This is a genomic window from Nostoc sp. FACHB-892, from assembly GCF_014698795.1.
In the GTDB taxonomy this organism is placed as follows: domain Bacteria; phylum Cyanobacteriota; class Cyanobacteriia; order Cyanobacteriales; family Nostocaceae; genus Nostoc.
Genome location: NZ_JACJTR010000008.1, coordinates 147,600 through 164,918 on the forward strand (window position 1 = coordinate 147,600; position 17,319 = coordinate 164,918).

The following is a 17,319-nucleotide window of genomic DNA, read 5'->3' on the forward strand; positions in this document are numbered from 1 at the left end:
CAGTTTTTTGATATGAAGTGCGATCGCAGGATAATTAAGAAAAGCCTGAAAACTTCTTATTTTAGATAATTCGCATTACGATGCATTTATACAGTACGTAAGTACTAGGTATAATGCCATTTATGTTAATGACACCTATAACAGATGTACGCCCCTACGTTTGCGGAGCGTCCCGCAGGGATGGGATGTTTTTTACTGGAAGTCTCTTATTTCGAGAAAGTTTCCTTAGAGGTCGTTTGAAAAGTGTTTCGCTGTGATAGGCACTTTTAGATCCCCCATAACTCACCTTTTTTAGAGGGGAACCGGAGTTAAAGTCCCCCTTTTTAAGGCAAGCCACTCTTGTTGCATCTGGCGTGGATTCAGAGGTATCTAAAACCTTTTATACCGACAACAGGACTTTTCAAACAACCTCTTAGCGATTTGCTACCAATTTCTGAGCAATTTTTTGCTTAAATAGGCGATAAAAAAACAATGGATTACCAATAATATAACGATCCCATAGACGAGTAGGTTCAGTAACTAGGCGTGTTAACCACTCGAAGCCATTATTCGTCAGCCACTCGGGGCCACGATATGTAGAGTTAGTATAAAAATCTAGACACGCGCCTAAAGGTAAAAATACACGAGCTTCAATTTTATTGAAGTTATCTAAAATCCACCTTTCCTGTAATGGCATACCAAAACCGATATATAAAATATCTGGTCGAAAATTATTAATTTTTTCTATTATTAAATCATTCTCTTTTCCTGATTTATCAAAATAACCATGATGTCCGCCTATCCGAAGGTTAGGTGCAATTGATACTAACTTTGTAATTGCTTCATCGACTATCCCGGGTTTTCCAGCTAATAAAAATAATGAGATATTTTCTTTTTCACATTTCAATGCTAAATCTTCTATATAATCTGGTGCTGTCATGCGATGTGCAGAATCCAGAGAATAACCACTTAAGTTAGCCGCTAACAATACACCAAATCCATCGCAAAATACTAAATCTGCGTTATTCAAAAAATCTCGATACCAAGGCTTTTCATAAGCAAAATTCATTGCTCTAATATTTACATTTTCGACAATTGTCTTTTTTGGTTTTTTGACTGATTCTACTAAATAATCGATTAGTTCTTGTACTTTAACTTGATGGAATCTTGTATCAAACAACTTGATTTCAGGGAAAGTTTTTGTATTCATTGTTTCCATTGTTATTTCCTCTTTGTCTACTTTACACAAACTTATGGTTAATCAATGATCATCAGAATATGGCTCTTAACCTACGACTGATGCATAAATGTATTTTAAGGATGCAAGATAATTGCTGATATCCAAGTGTTTAACACTTATCCGTGCATTATTTCCTAGAGATATTCTCAAATTTTTATCTGCAATCAAAGATTGCATTGCCTCTGACAACTGTTGAATATCACCCGGATTAAGTAATAAACCATTCTGGTTTTGAGTAACTACTTCGGGTATTCCTCCTACTTTCGTAGTTATGACAGCTAAACCCCAACTCATTGCTTCTAGTAGTGCCATCGGCAAACCTTCGTTGTAAGAAGGTAAAACAAATACATCAGCTTTAGTTAAAAGCTCGTCGCGTTTTTCTTTGTCCACCCAGTCAAGGATAGTGATGTGGTCAACAAGATTTAGAGTTTGAATTAAACTACGAGCTTTTTCTACATCTCCATCCCCTGCCATAATCAACTTTGCTTTACTTTTCTCTTCGGCAGGTATAGAAGCGAATGCGTTAATTAAATCAAATGCACCTTTACGTTGACCAATGCGCCCTAGAAATAAGAAAAATACCTGGTTAGAATCTATATGCTGTGGGATTTGGGCAGGAATTCTTACCGCGTTAGGCAGAACAATAACTTGCTCTGGCTTCAAACCAAGATTTTCGATATAGAATTTTTTCCAGCTATCTGATAAAACAATAAAACGGGTACATTTACTAAAAGACCAACTAAGCCATTTCTGAAGCAATTGAGGAAGCTCAGAGTAAAACAAATGAAAGTCAGCACTATGAGCATGAATAATTAGCGGTTTTTTAAATAGCCAACAAACAAGACTAGTGATTGAGTGACGAAAAGCGCTACCTCTCTCTGAAACATGAACGTGAATTAGGTCTGCTTTATTATTTAATAAGTTCCAAAATAACTCCCCTATTGCCTGCACAAACACTAATACTTTTTTGGGAGCAGAGCCATTGGGTAAAGTAGTTATATGTGTAAATTTAATGTCAGAAGTAGCTTCAGTGGCTTCTTCAAGGATGAGCTTTTGCACGGAAACTATTCCACCTTGCCGCTCCAAGCTTTCGCCTAACATAGTAATCTTTATAGGACTCATAACAAAAGAGCTTATTTAGGGTAGATAAATTCATCAAATATTTATGTACAGCACATTGTACTTAAACTATGATTAAGTTATGTATTTGTCAATGATAGTCATTAAGAGCTTTAGTGTAATAAAGATTACCATGTCGCAAAGGCCGGGCTAAACGTTGTTTACCCGTGGCGTGTACTTTATTCTTAAAACTGATTGAATTATCCGTTGACAGGGCGGAAAACTAATGAACTTATTTGAGCTTTTAGCAGGGGAAGACAATCATCTAGCCCTAGTTACGCCGTCTGAGCGATCGCTAACCTATAAGCAATTGCGCGAGAATATTGTTGGACTGGTATCGCAACTTAACAGCTTTGGATTAAAACGGGGCGAACGCATTGCCATTGCCATGAATAACGGTTCACCAATGGCTATTACCTTTTTGGCTACTGCCCTGTGTGGCACTGCTGCACCCTTAAATCCTAAATATAAACAAGAAGAATTTGCCTTCTATTACGAAGATATTCAAGCAAAAGCACTGATTACCTTGTCTGAGGAGCCAAAAGCAGCTATTGCCGCCGTCACACCAGACATGATGCTGATTAACGCCAAGGTAAACACGGACGGTACATTGAGCTTTGAATTAATCAAAGCAGGCTCAGAACCAGCAGAAGCCTCAAACCCCGCAGCCCCCAACGCCGATGATTTGGCGATGATTCTGCATACTAGCGGCACCACCAGCCGTCCCAAGCGTGTGCCGATTCGTCATCGCAACTTAATCGCCTCAGCCGGCAACATTATGGGTGCTTACTCACTCACAGCAGATGATACTACACTTTGCCTAATGCCCCTGTTCCACATTCACGGATTGGTAGGCTGTTTACTGGCAACTCTCGCATCCGGCGGCACATTAATTTGTCCCAATGGTTTTAATGCCCTAGAGTTTTGGAAACTGGTAGATACCTACAAACCTACCTGGTACTCCGCAGCGCCAACCATGCATCAAACAATTTTGACCCGCGCTAGCCGCAACACAGAAATTGTCAAAGCTAACCGCTTTCGTTTCATTCGCTCTAGTAGCGCTCCTTTGCCTCCGATTGTTATTGAACAACTAGAAGCAACTCTTAATGCTCCCGTGGTGGAATCTTACAGCATGACTGAAGCATCTCACTTAATGACCACCAACCCCCTACCGCCAAAAGTGCGGAAACCGGGTACTGTCGGTTATGGCTTCGGTGTGGAAGTCGGCATTATGGACTCCGAAGGCAATTTATTATCTCAAGGAAGCTTGGGCGAGGTGGTGGTAAAAGCACCGAATGTCATAGATGGCTACGAAAACAACCCGGAAGCTAACGCTACAGCTTTTGTAAACGGTTGGTTCCGCACAGGGGATCAGGGTACATTGGATGCAGACGGTTACCTCCGCTTGACTGGACGCATTAAAGAATTGATTAACCGGGGCGGGGAAAAAATTTCTCCTTTAGAAGTAGATGATGTCTTGCTGCGCCATCCCGCCGTCGCTGAAGCCTTAGCTTTTGCTGTCTCCCACAAATCTTTAGGAGAAGATATCCACGCTGCTGTTGTCCTTAAGGGAGAAGTCGGTGAAAAAGAACTTTTAGCTCACTGTTCAACCATGCTGGCAGACTTCAAAGTTCCTAAACAAATTCACATTTTGGAGCAACTACCTCGTGGCGCTACTGGGAAACTGCAAAGGTTGGCTATGGCGAAATTGCTTAACATAGGCTGAATCAGCGATACACTAGGGAAAATTCCTTGAGGAAGCTTTGATGGCACGGTCAAACGGGGTTAAAACTGAAATGTCTGCACAGGAATTACCTACAATATCAGATGAAGATACAGAAACAATTGAAGATTCGCCAGAAGTAGTGGAGGATGTTCAGGATATTGACGACATCTTGAACTCACTCAAAACTTTGCTCAGTAGCCTAGAAAAACTCCAAAAAGTCAGGCAAGAAGTGGGCGATATCAAACCGTTAATCGGGCGGATGCTTGATGGTGAACTGGTTGCTGGTGAAGAACTTGAGCAACTCAAGACAGGTGTGAGCAGTCTTTCTCGCCTTGTTCGGGCTTATAATGACCATCAAATAGCGTTAACTAAAGCACAATCGGCTAGAAACTTGCTAGATCAAGTCCTTAAAGAGCGTAAAGCTAATTGAAATAAGAAGCAAGCGATCGCATTTTTTTTAAGAGGCGATCGCTGTAAATTAAAGGTGTAACTCAAACTCGCGGCTATCCCTATGAGGTCTTTACAAGACTACACTACTGTTATCCGTCCCGATAGCAATGGTACATTTGTTGCATATGTACCAGCGATTTCCGGTTGTCACGCTTGGGGACAAACGCCAGATGAAGCACGTGCTGAACTTGTCTATGTTTTTGAAATGATTCAGGAAGAATACGAAGAACAAGGACGTTCTCTACCCAAAGACGTTGAACTGGTAATTGCAAATGCCAGCTAAAGCCAGTGAATTAGAACGGGTGGCGCGGAAACTCGGTTTTGAAAAAGTACGGCAGAAAGGCTCTCATGCTCGTTGGCAACATCCAGATGGACGAGCAACCACAATTCCTATTCATAGCAATGCTGAAATTGGTAAGTGGTTATTTTATGAAATTCTAAAGCAGTTGGGTATTACAGAGGAAGATTTTAACCAACTGCGATAAATACTGTGTATTAGTATTACAAAACCGTATTTTACCTATTTATTGTCAAGTGATCGCTTCATAAATAATAACTATCCACATGAATCAACAATTAGAATTGCCATCTCAGGAATTTTCTTCTTGCACTTCCAAATCCTTGGACAGTTCATCAACATTCATTAATAACATGAAATTGCCAGTTCATCGCTGGTTTAGATTTAGTGCAGGTTTCTCTGCACAATGGGTTGAAACTATAATTAGCCAAGCTAAAGAACTAGGAGAAATTACTGTCTTAGATCCATTCTCTGGTTCTGGTACAACCTTACTTGTATCTGAAAAGCTTGGAGTTGAATGTTTGGGAATTGAGGCTCATCCCTTTGTTGTGCGTATAGCAAGAGCTAAACTTTTATATCAAACTGACGCTGATACTTATCTTGAACATATAGAACAAGTTATAAAACGTGCCGAAAATGTTCAACCCTATATAGATACATACCCAAAGCTGATTCATGAATGCTTTAGTATATCTTCACTTGAGTCTCTAGATAGATTGCGCCAATCTTGGGAAAAACTTGCTGATGATTCATCTGAATCTCAGTTAGTTTGGTTAACGCTTGTATCAATTCTTCGTCATGTTTCTCATGCTGGAACTGCACCTTGGCAGTACATTTTACCAAATCAAAAGAAACAATATTCTTTAGATACAATGTCTGCTTTTCGTCTAATGGCAGAGAGTATAGCTACAGATATGAGAATTGCCGGGAAAATGGCGGCTTCTGTTGCTACACTTATTCAATCTGATGCTAGGACTTGCCAGGGTGTACCTGATAATTTTGCCAACTTGGTAATCACATCACCACCGTATGCTAATAACTATGATTATGCAGATGCTACACGTTTAGAAATGTGTTTTATGAAAGAAATTTCCGGTTGGGGTGATTTACAAAGTGCGGTGAGGCAATACTTAATTCGTTCATGTTCGCAGCATGTAACCAATAAAAATGTAAACATAGACGAAGTTCTAGCATCTCATGAATTAGATCCAATCAAAGCTAGTATTATTGAAATCTGTTACAAATTGTCCCAAGAACGACATTTACATGGAGGTAAAAAGAATTATCACTTGATGATTGCCTGCTATTTTTTGGATATGGCTAGAGTTTGGATAGCACTTCGCAGAGTCTGCAAAAGTCCTGCAACAATTTGTTTTATGATTGGTGATTCTGCTCCCTATGGTGTTTATATTCCGGTGATTGAATGGATGGGTTTATTAGCACAAGCAGCAGGGTTCAAATCTTTTAATTTTGAAAAAGTTCGTGACCGAAATATAAAGTGGAAAAATCGCAAGCATACAGTTCCTCTTTGCGAAGGTTGTTTGTGGGTTTACGGATAGGGTAATCACAACACAAATTATTTTTGCACGAATGTAATGGCAGAGTCATTTTCACATAAATGGGGTCAGATTTTAGGGCATTTCATCCAAGAATTTATTCGTGAGACACTTCAACAAGTGGCTGATGAGCATGGTTTTTACTTAGATTATCAGAGAAAACGCAAGGCACGAATCACTAAAAAGGTATCATGGCAGGATCGCTACGGTAACTATCATGACCTTGACTATGTACTGGAACGAGGAGGTACAGAAGATACTCTTGGTCTTCCAGTAGCATTTATTGAGACTGCGTGGCGGCGTTACACCAAGCATTCTAGAAACAAGGTTCAAGAAATTGAAGGAGCGCTTATTCCTTTGGCAGACACCTATAGTCACCTTAACCCATTTTTAGGAGCTATTCTAGCAGGTGTCTTTACTCAAGGAGCGCTTGACCAATTAGAATCTAAGGGCTTTAAAATTCTTTATCTTAAGTATGAAAACATCGTTAAATCATTTATATGTGTTGGTATAAATGCATCTTTCAATGAAAGTACGCTAGAAGCAGACTTCCAAAATAAAATTGAGCAATGGAAAAAATTATCAGAGCAGGATATTACTAATATCAAGAATCAAATGCTAAGTCTTGAAAAATTCCAGATAGATAAATTTATCAATACCCTAGAGCAGTCATTTGCTAGACTAATTCAACAGGTAAATGTCATTGTCCTACATGGGCTATCTCAACAAAGTGCCACTGTCGAAAATGCTATTGAATATATTCATAATTATCCAGAGAATAAACCTACATTTGCCCCACCATTAAAATACGAGATTAATATTCGTTATAATAATGGTGATTTAATTCACGCCATATTTAACAATAAAATTGAAGCACTCAAATTTCTAAGAACATTTATTTAAAGTGCTAATTAAATAATTCGTAATTAAGTAATGATGAACGTTGCACCCGCCATTGTAATACTAGGTCAAAATAGCGTCACAGTAGCACGCAAAATAATCACTGTGCTACCAGGGGCGACATTATACGGTCTAGCGGGTCGCACATCTGGAGTTGATGTCAGCTTTACTAACTTTGGCGAGACGTTGCGCGAGTTATTTGCCCAAGGAACGCCGCTCATTGGCATTTGTGCCGCCGGCATTTTAATTAGGACGCTAGCTCCCGTACTCTCGGATAAACAACAGGAACCACCTGTGCTAGCTGTGGCTGAAGATGGTAGTGCTGTTGTCCCCCTCTTGGGCGGACTTGGTGGAGTAAACGATTTAGCCCGTCGCATTGCCGAAGCGCTTGATGTCAAGCCTGCAATTACGACCACAGGCGATTTACGTTTGGGTACAACGCTGTTATCTCCTCCCCCCGGATACCATTTAGCAAACCCAGAGGATGCTAAGAAATTTATCTCAGATTTGCTAGCCGGGGCACAAGTCAAGTTAGAAGGCACAGCGCCTTGGTTAAGCCATAGTAAACTACCCATAGATCCACAGGGAGATTTGACCATTCAGGTTACGGAACGTTTGGTGACTCCTACAGCCAACTGCCTTGTCTACCACCCAGCAACGATCGCGATCGCAATTAGTGCCCCCATTGATGATGCAGTAGCTTTAATACAGCAACTACTAACTGATGCCAAACTAGCAAAAGCATCAGTCGCCGGGATATTTGCACCCATCACCACCGCAGCCGATCCCGCCATCCATGCCGTAGCTAGCGCCTTGGGAGTGCCTGCCCGCTTTTTTACCCCAAATCAGCTAGAAAGTCTATTATCACAAGGTTATAGCCCCGCCCAAGCAATAGCGATCGCAGCCACAGGCACATCCCCCTTATCTTCCTTATCTCCCCATATAGCGATCGCCATTGCCACTCAACCAATTGACCCCAACACCATCGGTCAACCACGGGGACGGTTAGCGATTATTGGCACTGGCCCTGGTGGCTCGCAGTGGATGTCTCCCGAAGTGAGGGAGATACTCAAGTCGGCAACTGACCTAGTGGGTTATAAAACTTATTTAGATTTAGTTAGTTCTCTAGCTGATGGCAAGCAACGGCATGAGTCTGACAACCGCGAAGAAGAAGCACGGGCAAAGATGGCCCTTGATTTGGCGGCAACTGGGCGATATGTAGCTGTCGTTTCATCTGGTGATCCTGGTATCTATGCAATGGCAACAGCAGTTTTTGAAGTATGCGATCGCTATGCCAAACCCGAATGGGACACTATCGACATTCATGTAGCCCCAGGGATCTCAGCTATGCAGGCAGCAGCAGCAGCTATTGGTGCGCCCCTTGGGCATGACTTCTGTGCTATTTCCCTATCTGATATTTTGAAGCCTTGGTCTGCGATCGAGCAACGCATTACTGCTGCTGCCGAGGCTGATTTCGTAATTGCTTTCTACAATCCTGTTTCCAAAGAGCGTACCTGGCAACTAGCAGAAGCGAGAAATATTTTACTGCGACATAGAAGACCGGATACACCAGTAGTGTTAGCACAAAATCTCGGTAGACCAGGACAAACGGTGAAAGCGATCGCACTTGACCAGTTAACACCAGCAAGCGCTGATATGCGGACAATTATCCTCGTTGGTTCCACAAAAACCCGAACCATCAAGCGCAACGATGCTAATATCTGGGTTTATACGCCGCGTCGCTATACCGAACCGCAGGCATGATAAGCGCTGAAGAGAGCAGGGGAGAAATCCGGGCTTAACTGAACCGCATGGGGAACTATGATGAAAAGTTTTTCCACCTTCTTGGGTATTTTCTTGCTGGGGGCAAGTCTTACTATCAGCAGAGATAATTTTCATCAATGATCAGGAGAATAGAAATGGAAAATAAACAACTCCCACCTCAGTCTCAATGCCGAGGTGGGAGTTGTTTAGCTACGAATTATCTCTACATTGGAGATGCATTTTATATTTTGGGAGAAGTAATTGAAACGATTGATGAAGTAAAGCAAATCACTCAATAAAAGGAAGGAGCTATAAATGATTGAGCCAAAAAAACTCATCAAAGGAAAGCTGTACGAGTTTCGTGGGGTGCAAATGCGCTACAGTCACCCCTGCCAATATGCAGCGCAGGCTCGGTTTGCGTTCATTGACTCAAAGGGTCAACGCAAAGAATTGGGGATACTGCTTGTAAAGCGGGAACTACTTGAGGTTAGAGAGTTAGCAAATAACTAAGCACGCACCCCGTCCCTTTGTTTCAATACTTTTGAATTTGTCTATTTTCAACTCCAATTGGGTTTGGGGTAAAGGTTTTTTCTGTACCCCATACAACCTGCCCCTTATCACTAAAAAGGGTTTCATCTCCCCTTTTCCCATTAACCGAGCAGTATTGGGCTACAACACCAATTTACACATTCGGGCAGTTCATCATAGCTGACAAAATGTTTGGTTTTATTAAGAAGTGTAAAGTTATGTTACACTTAGTTACGAGTCGGGAGTTGCTCGCAACCGGCATCTGATAACAAGCTAATTTACCCAACATTCCCACAGAACTTACAAAATGACTCTATCGACTCGTCCCGATCTAACTTCTGCCGATCAGGTACTGTCATCTTTAGCAACTGGGCAACAGCAAACTGTAACAGAAGCCCAAATGATGCAGGCTGTGCGTACTTTGCTGATTGGATTAGGAGAAGATCCAGACCGTGAAGGACTAAAAGATACTCCGAAAAGAGTGATGAAAGCCTTACAGTTTCTCACAAAAGGATATCATGAATCTTTGGATGAACTGCTAAACGGAGCAGTATTTACAGAAGATGCCAATGAAATGGTATTGATACGGGACATCGATATTTTTAGTTCCTGCGAACATCACATTTTACCAATTATTGGTCGTGCTCATGTTGCTTACATTCCTAATGGCAAAGTCATAGGATTATCTAAAATTGCCCGTATTTGCGAAATGTATGCACGACGTTTACAAGTCCAAGAACGTCTGACCGTACAAATTGCTGACGCTTTACAACGATTACTCAAACCTCAAGGGGTAGCAGTGGTAATAGAAGCAACGCATATGTGTATGGTAATGCGTGGTGTGCAGAAACCCGGTTCTTGGACTGTTACTAGTGCAATGCGCGGTATTTTTGCAGAAGATATGCGGACTCGTGAGGAATTTATGAATTTGATCCGACACAATTTTAATTTTCATTAAATAACTTTGGATATGAGCATCACCAGTTTTTAAACTGACGTTTGCCCCTTAAAATCTAAACAGTTTTGAAGGGAAAACTTTGGGATCTTCAGGCTAGATTTTGAGGAACCATTAACCTGTTATAGTTTGAGTTATTTTCACCAACCTACTTACCTAATACCAAACTATCAACAGATACAGAAAAAGTGGGGATAATGATAGGTTGAGACTATAGAAAATAAATAAAAACCCATTGTGAATAATTCAGCATTAATTACCTTTACCCTATTAGCGTGTATAGTTCTGTCGCCAGTTAGCAAAGCTGATACTGCCCAAAGCTCGACCAATCATGCCATCAAAATGTCTTCATTTAACCTCAGTTCCCAAAAATGGAAAAACCGTGTGCTAATAGTCTTTGCATCGTCTGTTGATAACCATATCTATCAGCAGCAAATGCAACTATTGCAAAAGTATACCAGGGGTTTGGCAGAGCGGGATTTAGTTCTCGTTGAGATTTTGGCAACAAATGAAAGCTATGCCAACAGACAGCCAATAGATGAGTCTTCTGCTGCCAAGTTGCGCGACTCCTTTGGTGTTGACAAAGAAAATTTCCGTGTGATTTTGGTGGGTAAAGATGGTGATATTAAGCGAAGTGATGCTACACCAGTGCAGGCGACAGCAATTTTTGAGGAAATCGATGCTATGCCCATGCGTCAGCAAGAAATGCAAGAGCGACGCAGAAAGTAGGCGTTGCAGAAAATTGGGATGAATTGGGGCAAGCAGGGGAGGCAGGAGAAAAGCCACCAAATTGTACAACTCGTAATATTCCTGATACGCTTTACTTGCACTGTAAGATTTAATCGGATAATTTAAGCGATCGCAATTCTTTTTTAAGGAAACCAATGAACAAATTCATACTGAGTTTGCTTTCTTCCCCTATAATGATTAGCTCTATTCTCTCTATGGGAGTAATGCTCAATCAAGCACAAGCTATAGAGCCACAACTAGAAGCCAACACCACAGACCGTCTATCTTGTATACGCAACAAACATAAAGTGGGTTTAGTATGTGCAAGAGCTTCCGTATTGGCTCAAATTCCTAGTTATCAGCGCGAAATAGAGTTTTCTCAAGAAGATTCTCCCATGCTAGAGTTCAATGTCGAGGAAAGCGATGTGGCAGTCAACTTATTTAACTGCGATTGTCCTGCTTGTATAAATTCTTTACGTCAGATGCGTGGCGTGACACCCTTGGTATATTAGGATTTTGCAAATATACCTTTGTTTATAAGCAACATTCCCAAACTTTAGTGAGGGCATAACAATAACATTGTTATGCCCTCAGTAATATGTTGTATTCAAAATAATTACGCTGATTTTTCCACTCGCAAACCAAAGTAGGTCAAAACAAGCTCAGTGGAACCACTATTGACAACTTCATGTACTTCTCCCGGTTCTATCGCTATACAGTTCCCTGGAAGCAGGGGATATTCTGTACCATCAATGTGAATTACTCCCGAACCAGCTTCTACAAAGAATACTTCGCACATATCTTGATGCGCGTGTGCTGGTGCGGTTTGTCCAGGGGCAAAACGTGCTTGAGAAAAGTTAGTTAGGTGAGGCAAATCGCCAAAGCGTAGCATCACCTTTTTCTTGATTTCGGCATTGTGAGAAACAGATTCTTCTGGCAGGTTTTTCAGAGAAGTAGTAATCATTCGGGTCTTAAATCGTTAGATAATTCCACAATACCCCTAGAGCCATCAATCCTTACCCGTTGACCATCTTGCAGGAGCCATGTAGCGCCTTTAACATCCATCACTGCGGGAATCCCATATTCACGAGCCACGATCGCACCGTGAGAAAGCCGTCCACCAACTTCGGCAATTAAGCCTCCAGCCCTTAATAATAAAGGGGCCCAGCCGGAATCTGTGTAAGGTACTACCAAAATCGTATCTCGATCAATGTCTGGCACATCTTGTAAATTTCGCAACACCTTCACCCTGCCTTCAGCTTGCCCGTGGCTGGCCCCAATACCTTGTAAGAATTGGTCAGAGTAGAGGGCAGAGGGAGCTAATGGGTGAGGGGGTGCATTGCCGTACACTAAAAGAGGTATTTGAATGAACTCGCTATCTTGGACAAATTGCGATCGCCTTGATTCCACTAACTCATCCAACTGCTCAATTAACTTGGAATCCCCATCCACAATTAAACGCCGCACTTCATCAAACTCTAGAAAAAAGATATCTCCCGTTTTCTGAAGTAAGCCGGACTTTAACCAAATTTTCTCTAAAGCTACAAAACTCCAACGCAATTCAGCCAAAAGCCGGGAATAAACTTCGGTAACTCGTCCTTTAATATCCACACGCCGTTGCACAAATCCACGTTTGCGCTTACCCGCAAAAATGCTATTAATCGCGTCTTTAGCGCCTGATTGTGGTTCGTTACCCTGCATTAACTGCACAAACATTTGCTTAATCATCTGGGGATTTTCCCGCCAAGTGGGAACGGAAATATCAGTTCCCACTTCACTTAAATAGCCGTAATCCTGAAGCAACTCGTCAAATTCTTGCAGGATCTTTTCTCCCTCTGGGGTTTGCTTTAATTGCTCAAATACTTGCTGTGGCTCAAACTCAAGCAATACTTGCTTGGCATCTGTTGCTATTGCACTTAGCGATCGCAATGCCGCTACCTCTGGAGTAACGCTATTATCAATTTGCCCATCCTTCACCCGAAAAATCGCCTGCCGCAGGGCAGCACTTAAGGGAGCTAAAATGCTGTAATACGTTCCTCGATGCAGCAACTCTAGAATCGAGTCAATTCTTGCCAACAGCTTGGCTGGTTCCAAATTCTCTACATTTTCCTGCGCCAATTCCGACAAAGCAGGAATGAAGCGTTTGTGATAATCTTCCTTGAAGTCCTTTTCTAAACTTAATTCCCGCCTTAGCAACTTTCCTAGTCCTGGCAAGTTCTCCCAAGTTGACTGCAAGGATGGTTTACTTAATTTAGCTCCTCTGGTTAAAAATTCCAGACTTTCCGGCGGCAATCCCATCCGGATAAAGATGCTCCCTAAGAGAGATGCATTAAAGTAAGCTCTGGAATAATGCAGAGTTGCTGTTTCATTAAAATCTAACCCCAAGGCGCGATCGCCCAAAACTAGAGTAAAAAATTCTCCCCAAACTCCACAAGTTAATGGACGATTAATTGACCATGTTAAGGGGTGAATTACTCCGGGGATCACTTCGGCGGCGATTTTGCGTGTCCAGATGGGCAGTAGAGTAGTGATCGGTCGAGATTGCAACACCCACAGAGTTTGACCGTCATAACTCCATTCAATATCTTGAGGAGTGCCATGATAACGTTTTTCGAGTTGATAGGCTAAGTATGCAACTTGCTTAATTAATGCTTGTGGGATTCGTCCTTGACCCTCTAATTGCACAGAGGAAGAATTTTCTGTTTCAATGACAAAAGCGCGATATTGTTCTGGTGTAACTTTTCCCGAAACGACTTGTGTCGGGCTGCCTGGAAGGGCTTCAATAATGATTGCATCACCTTGCTGAGTAATGGGATCGCGGCTGAAAGCAACGCCAGAATATACACTTTGGACTTGTTGTTGAATCAACACAGCCATTGCAGTATCATTTAAGCCGCGATCGCGCCGATATTGCACGGCAGATGGATGATTGTAGGAAGCTTGAACTTGGGCGATCGCTGATTGCAATGCCTCTGGGCTGGTAACATTTAAAACTGTTTCATACTGCCCAGCAGCCGAAGCCTGTTCTGAGTCTTCTCCAATGGCAGAAGAACGCACCACTAAGGGAGATAATTGTGATGGTTGGAGAAATTCTGTCAACCCTTTAGGATCATCGATTGGGGCAAGTACCCACCCCTTCGGCACTGGATAACCCCAGCGCTTAATTTGAGATAATGTAGCCGCCTTTTCTCCGACAATTGCAGCATCCAACTCTTCATCTAAAGAAACCATCGCGCAATCGCCACGTAAAAATTCCAACATCGCAAGAGATTCTGTTTGTGCCTCTTGGGCTGGCAGATTCATATCATCTGGAATTTTTGCATAAATCCAGGCCATTAAACCAGCCAAGACCACAGCAGCAAAGATTCTGGGGTAATCGCTAATATGCAAAACTATCACAAACAAAGGAAAGAGAAGCAAAACCCCAAATTTAACTATTTGTCTCGATTGCAGAATTGTAAAGCTAATACCTGCAAAGAAAGATACAAATACTGCCACTAATGGGTCATGTACCACAAATCCCCAGACGACATTTGTCGTACCTGCCCCTTTGCCTATCGAGTATCTACCTATTACCAAAGCGATGAGGGCAATCAATTCCCAAAACGATCCCTCTGGGAAGAAAAGGCGGGTGAGTAAGACTGCTGCGATTCCTTTAAAAGCTTCTGACAAGACTGCCAGAATTCCTACAAACTTACCGCCATGATAAAAAGCAGCTGATACACTAATGTTTTTTGTACCAACTTGTGATAATTGCTTACGCGTCAGCGCGTAAGTTATCCATGCAATCAGGGGTAATCCGCCCAAGAGGGGGCAGGCAATTAAAATAACTAAGACACCCCAAGGTTCAAACATTCTGGATTTTGGATTTTAGATTTAAATTTTCCATCTAAAACCTCAAATCTAAAATCTAAAGTTTTTCTGAAATTTTTGATGGTTATAAAGGCGTTTTTATTTACTAGTTCCTGAATGGACACTTGGCTAAGACGGAAACCGTTTAAGACAAGTGCCCTTCTAGGTTACTAATGGTTTTAGTTTAGCGCATAGGCAGCTTGCAGCGCCCAAATTATCAGAGCAGCGATCGATCCCAGAAGCAACACGGTAGAGATAGTGACTACTTTTGGGGAATCTGCACCCTCAAATTTCATAATTCCGCGATTTAAGTCGGACATAGCTTTGTAATCCTCTGTTGTTGGAGCATGAAACATTTGTCCGTTTTGATTGTAGTCCTTCTATTTACGGATAATGTTAAATTCCTCCTATTATTTTGTTTCCGCTTCGCAATTTTTCCATCACCACAATTGCTTAGTTCTTTGGAGGTATTAGTTGTATTTATACAAATGTGGGAGTGGGGAGTCGGGGCAGCGAGCAGGGGAGGCAGGGGGAGCAGGGGAGGACAAGGGGACAAAGAGAATAACCGATGCCCAATGCCCAATTCCCAATCTCATCCAATATGTACTAAAATCAATGACTTGAGTCACAAAGAGAGCAATCATGGCATCCATCCGCGAGTTGCACCAACAGCTGGTTAAGAAAGAACGTTCTGCCGTTGAAATTACCCAAGAAGCTTTAGACCGCATTCAAGCGTTAGAGCCGAAATTGCACAGCTTTTTATGTGTGACTACAGAACGGGCATTAGAGCAGGCAGGTGCTGTAGATGCCAAAATTGCTGCCGGAGAAGAAATTGGGCTGCTAGCAGGCATTCCTGTTGGGATCAAGGACAATATGTGTACCAAGGGAATCCCTACCACCTGTGCTTCCCGGATTTTGGAAAATTTCGTGCCGCCTTATGAATCAACGGCGACGCAAAAACTGGCAGATGCTGGCGCGGTAATGGTAGGCAAAACCAACTTAGATGAGTTTGCGATGGGTAGTTCCACAGAAAACTCTGCCTACCAAGTCACGGCTAATCCTTGGGATTTGTCACGAGTTCCAGGTGGTTCTTCTGGGGGTTCTGCTGCGGCGGTGGCGGCTCAAGAATGTGTAGTTGCTCTTGGTTCTGATACTGGCGGTTCGATTCGGCAACCGGCATCTTTTTGCGGTGTGGTGGGAATGAAACCGACTTATGGCTTGGTTTCCCGTTATGGTTTGGTAGCTTACGCTTCATCTTTGGATCAAATTGGCCCATTTGGAAACACAGTAGAAGATGCGGCAATATTATTAAGTGCGATCGCAGGTTACGATCCCAAAGATTCCACCAGTCTCAAAGTTGGCATTCCCAACTACGCCGCCAGCTTAAAACCAGATTTCAAACCCAGAGGTCAGCTAAGAATTGGCATCATCAAAGAAACTTTTGGTGAAGGTCTAGACTCTGTAGTGGAACAAGCTGTTACCAAAGCAGTAGACCAACTACAAAGTTTGGGAGCAGAGATTCATATAATTTCCTGTCCCACCTTTCGTTATGGCTTACCCACCTACTACATCATCGCCCCATCAGAAGCGTCAGCAAACCTAGCTCGTTACGATGGCGTTAAATACGGTTACCGCGCTCCTGATACCGATAATCTGTTATCGATGTACACTCGCACCCGTGCCACTGGTTTTGGTACAGAAGTCAAACGCCGGATTATGATCGGTACTTACGCACTTTCGGCTGGCTATTACGATGCTTATTACCTGAAAGCGCAAAAAGTCCGCACCTTAATTAAGCAAGACTTTGAAAAGGCTTTTGGCGCAGTTGATGTGTTAGTTTGTCCCACATCCCCCACTACAGCATTCAAAGCAGGGGAAAAGACTACTGACCCCTTGAGTATGTATTTAACTGACTTGATGACTATCCCTGTGAATCTTGCTGGTTTACCCAGTTTAAGTTTGCCATGCGGTTTTGATGATCAGGGGCTACCGATAGGATTACAGCTAATTGGCAATGTGCTACGAGAAGACCTACTGTTTCAAGTAGCTTACGCTTATGAGCAATCCACTACTTGGCATCTGCGTAAACCGCAAATATCTTGAAATTGGGAATTAGGAATTGGGCAAGAGGACAAAGGGACAAGGAGAATTGGAGACAAAGGGAAACACTTGTTTCAAGTTCTCACGCCTTGTCCCCTTGTCTCCCCTGCTCCCTCATCTCCC

At 42.3% G+C, this 17,319-nt stretch carries 18 protein-coding genes; 13 read left to right on the forward strand and 5 right to left on the reverse strand.

What is annotated here, in order from left to right; translation table 11 throughout:
* Window positions 1–412: 412 nt before the first annotated feature.
* Together H6G96_RS13435 and H6G96_RS13440 are read right to left on the reverse strand one after the other, a co-directional pair.
* Window positions 413–1,198 (reverse strand): WecB/TagA/CpsF family glycosyltransferase, encoded by a 786-nt coding sequence (locus H6G96_RS13435; RefSeq protein ID WP_190911911.1) that lies wholly within the window; start codon window positions 1,196–1,198, stop codon window positions 413–415.
* Between the two features lie 66 nt (window positions 1,199–1,264).
* Entirely contained in the window at window positions 1,265–2,341 is a 1,077-nt protein-coding gene (locus H6G96_RS13440) for a glycosyltransferase family 4 protein (protein ID WP_190911912.1), read from the reverse strand.
* 223 nt (window positions 2,342–2,564) lie between these two features.
* Here H6G96_RS13440 and H6G96_RS13445 point away from each other — a divergent pair, with 223 nt between their 5' ends.
* The 12 genes from H6G96_RS13445 to H6G96_RS13500 all read left to right on the forward strand — a co-directional run bounded on the left by H6G96_RS13445 (window position 2,565) and on the right by H6G96_RS13500 (window position 11,756).
* Entirely contained in the window at window positions 2,565–4,064 is a 1,500-nt protein-coding gene (locus tag H6G96_RS13445; protein ID WP_190911913.1) for an acyl--CoA ligase, read from the forward strand.
* 40 nt (window positions 4,065–4,104) lie between these two features.
* On the forward strand, window positions 4,105–4,494 hold the full coding sequence (locus H6G96_RS13450) for a hypothetical protein (protein ID WP_190911914.1): 390 nt from the start codon (window positions 4,105–4,107) through the stop codon (window positions 4,492–4,494).
* Between the two features lie 81 nt (window positions 4,495–4,575).
* On the forward strand, window positions 4,576–4,797 hold the full coding sequence (locus tag H6G96_RS13455) for a type II toxin-antitoxin system HicB family antitoxin (RefSeq protein ID WP_190911915.1): 222 nt from the start codon (window positions 4,576–4,578) through the stop codon (window positions 4,795–4,797).
* Window positions 4,787–4,999, forward strand: a complete 213-nt coding sequence (locus tag H6G96_RS13460; RefSeq protein ID WP_190911916.1) for a type II toxin-antitoxin system HicA family toxin — start codon at window positions 4,787–4,789, stop codon at window positions 4,997–4,999. Before H6G96_RS13455 ends, H6G96_RS13460 begins: the two co-directional genes overlap by 11 nt.
* Window positions 5,000–5,078: 79 nt before the next feature.
* On the forward strand, window positions 5,079–6,371 hold the full coding sequence (locus tag H6G96_RS13465; protein WP_190911917.1) for a DNA methyltransferase: 1,293 nt from the start codon (window positions 5,079–5,081) through the stop codon (window positions 6,369–6,371).
* 36 nt (window positions 6,372–6,407) lie between these two features.
* Entirely contained in the window at window positions 6,408–7,271 is an 864-nt protein-coding gene (locus H6G96_RS13470) for a DNA methylase (protein WP_190911918.1), read from the forward strand.
* Window positions 7,272–7,301: 30 nt separating this feature from the next.
* Window positions 7,302–9,032 (forward strand): precorrin-3B C(17)-methyltransferase, encoded by a 1,731-nt coding sequence (gene cobJ / locus H6G96_RS13475; protein ID WP_190911919.1) that lies wholly within the window; start codon window positions 7,302–7,304, stop codon window positions 9,030–9,032.
* 155 nt (window positions 9,033–9,187) lie between these two features.
* On the forward strand, window positions 9,188–9,331 hold the full coding sequence (locus H6G96_RS13480) for a hypothetical protein (protein ID WP_190911920.1): 144 nt from the start codon (window positions 9,188–9,190) through the stop codon (window positions 9,329–9,331).
* Between the two features lie 16 nt (window positions 9,332–9,347).
* On the forward strand, window positions 9,348–9,542 hold the full coding sequence (locus tag H6G96_RS13485; RefSeq protein WP_190729342.1) for a hypothetical protein: 195 nt from the start codon (window positions 9,348–9,350) through the stop codon (window positions 9,540–9,542).
* Between the two features lie 325 nt (window positions 9,543–9,867).
* Window positions 9,868–10,518 carry a GTP cyclohydrolase I FolE gene (folE, locus tag H6G96_RS13490; protein WP_190911921.1) on the forward strand — a complete coding sequence of 217 codons (651 nt, stop codon included), beginning with the start codon at window positions 9,868–9,870 and terminating at the stop codon, window positions 10,516–10,518.
* Between the two features lie 234 nt (window positions 10,519–10,752).
* Window positions 10,753–11,244 (forward strand): DUF4174 domain-containing protein, encoded by a 492-nt coding sequence (locus H6G96_RS13495; RefSeq protein ID WP_190911922.1) that lies wholly within the window; start codon window positions 10,753–10,755, stop codon window positions 11,242–11,244.
* Between the two features lie 155 nt (window positions 11,245–11,399).
* Window positions 11,400–11,756: a hypothetical protein gene (locus H6G96_RS13500; protein WP_190911923.1), complete on the forward strand. Its 357-nt coding sequence runs from the start codon at window positions 11,400–11,402 to the stop codon at window positions 11,754–11,756.
* Between the two features lie 104 nt (window positions 11,757–11,860).
* On the opposite strand, the gene H6G96_RS13505 is transcribed toward H6G96_RS13500, so the two are convergent.
* From H6G96_RS13505 to H6G96_RS13515, 3 genes are all read right to left on the reverse strand, one after another.
* The gene (locus H6G96_RS13505; protein WP_190911924.1) at window positions 11,861–12,208 is read right to left on the reverse strand and encodes a cupin domain-containing protein; all 348 of its coding nucleotides are present in this window, start codon (window positions 12,206–12,208) and stop codon (window positions 11,861–11,863) included.
* Window positions 12,205–15,099: a glycerol-3-phosphate acyltransferase gene (locus H6G96_RS13510; RefSeq protein ID WP_190911925.1), complete on the reverse strand. Its 2,895-nt coding sequence runs from the start codon at window positions 15,097–15,099 to the stop codon at window positions 12,205–12,207. Before H6G96_RS13510 ends, H6G96_RS13505 begins: the two co-directional genes overlap by 4 nt.
* Before the next feature lie 176 nt (window positions 15,100–15,275).
* On the reverse strand, window positions 15,276–15,416 hold the full coding sequence (locus H6G96_RS13515) for a hypothetical protein (protein WP_041565237.1): 141 nt from the start codon (window positions 15,414–15,416) through the stop codon (window positions 15,276–15,278).
* 322 nt (window positions 15,417–15,738) lie between these two features.
* On the opposite strand from H6G96_RS13515, the gene gatA reads away from it, so the two are divergent.
* Complete coding sequence (gene gatA, locus H6G96_RS13520; protein WP_190911926.1) at window positions 15,739–17,199, forward strand: Asp-tRNA(Asn)/Glu-tRNA(Gln) amidotransferase subunit GatA; 1,461 nt, start codon at window positions 15,739–15,741, stop codon at window positions 17,197–17,199.
* The last annotated feature ends 120 nt before the right edge of the window (window positions 17,200–17,319 follow it).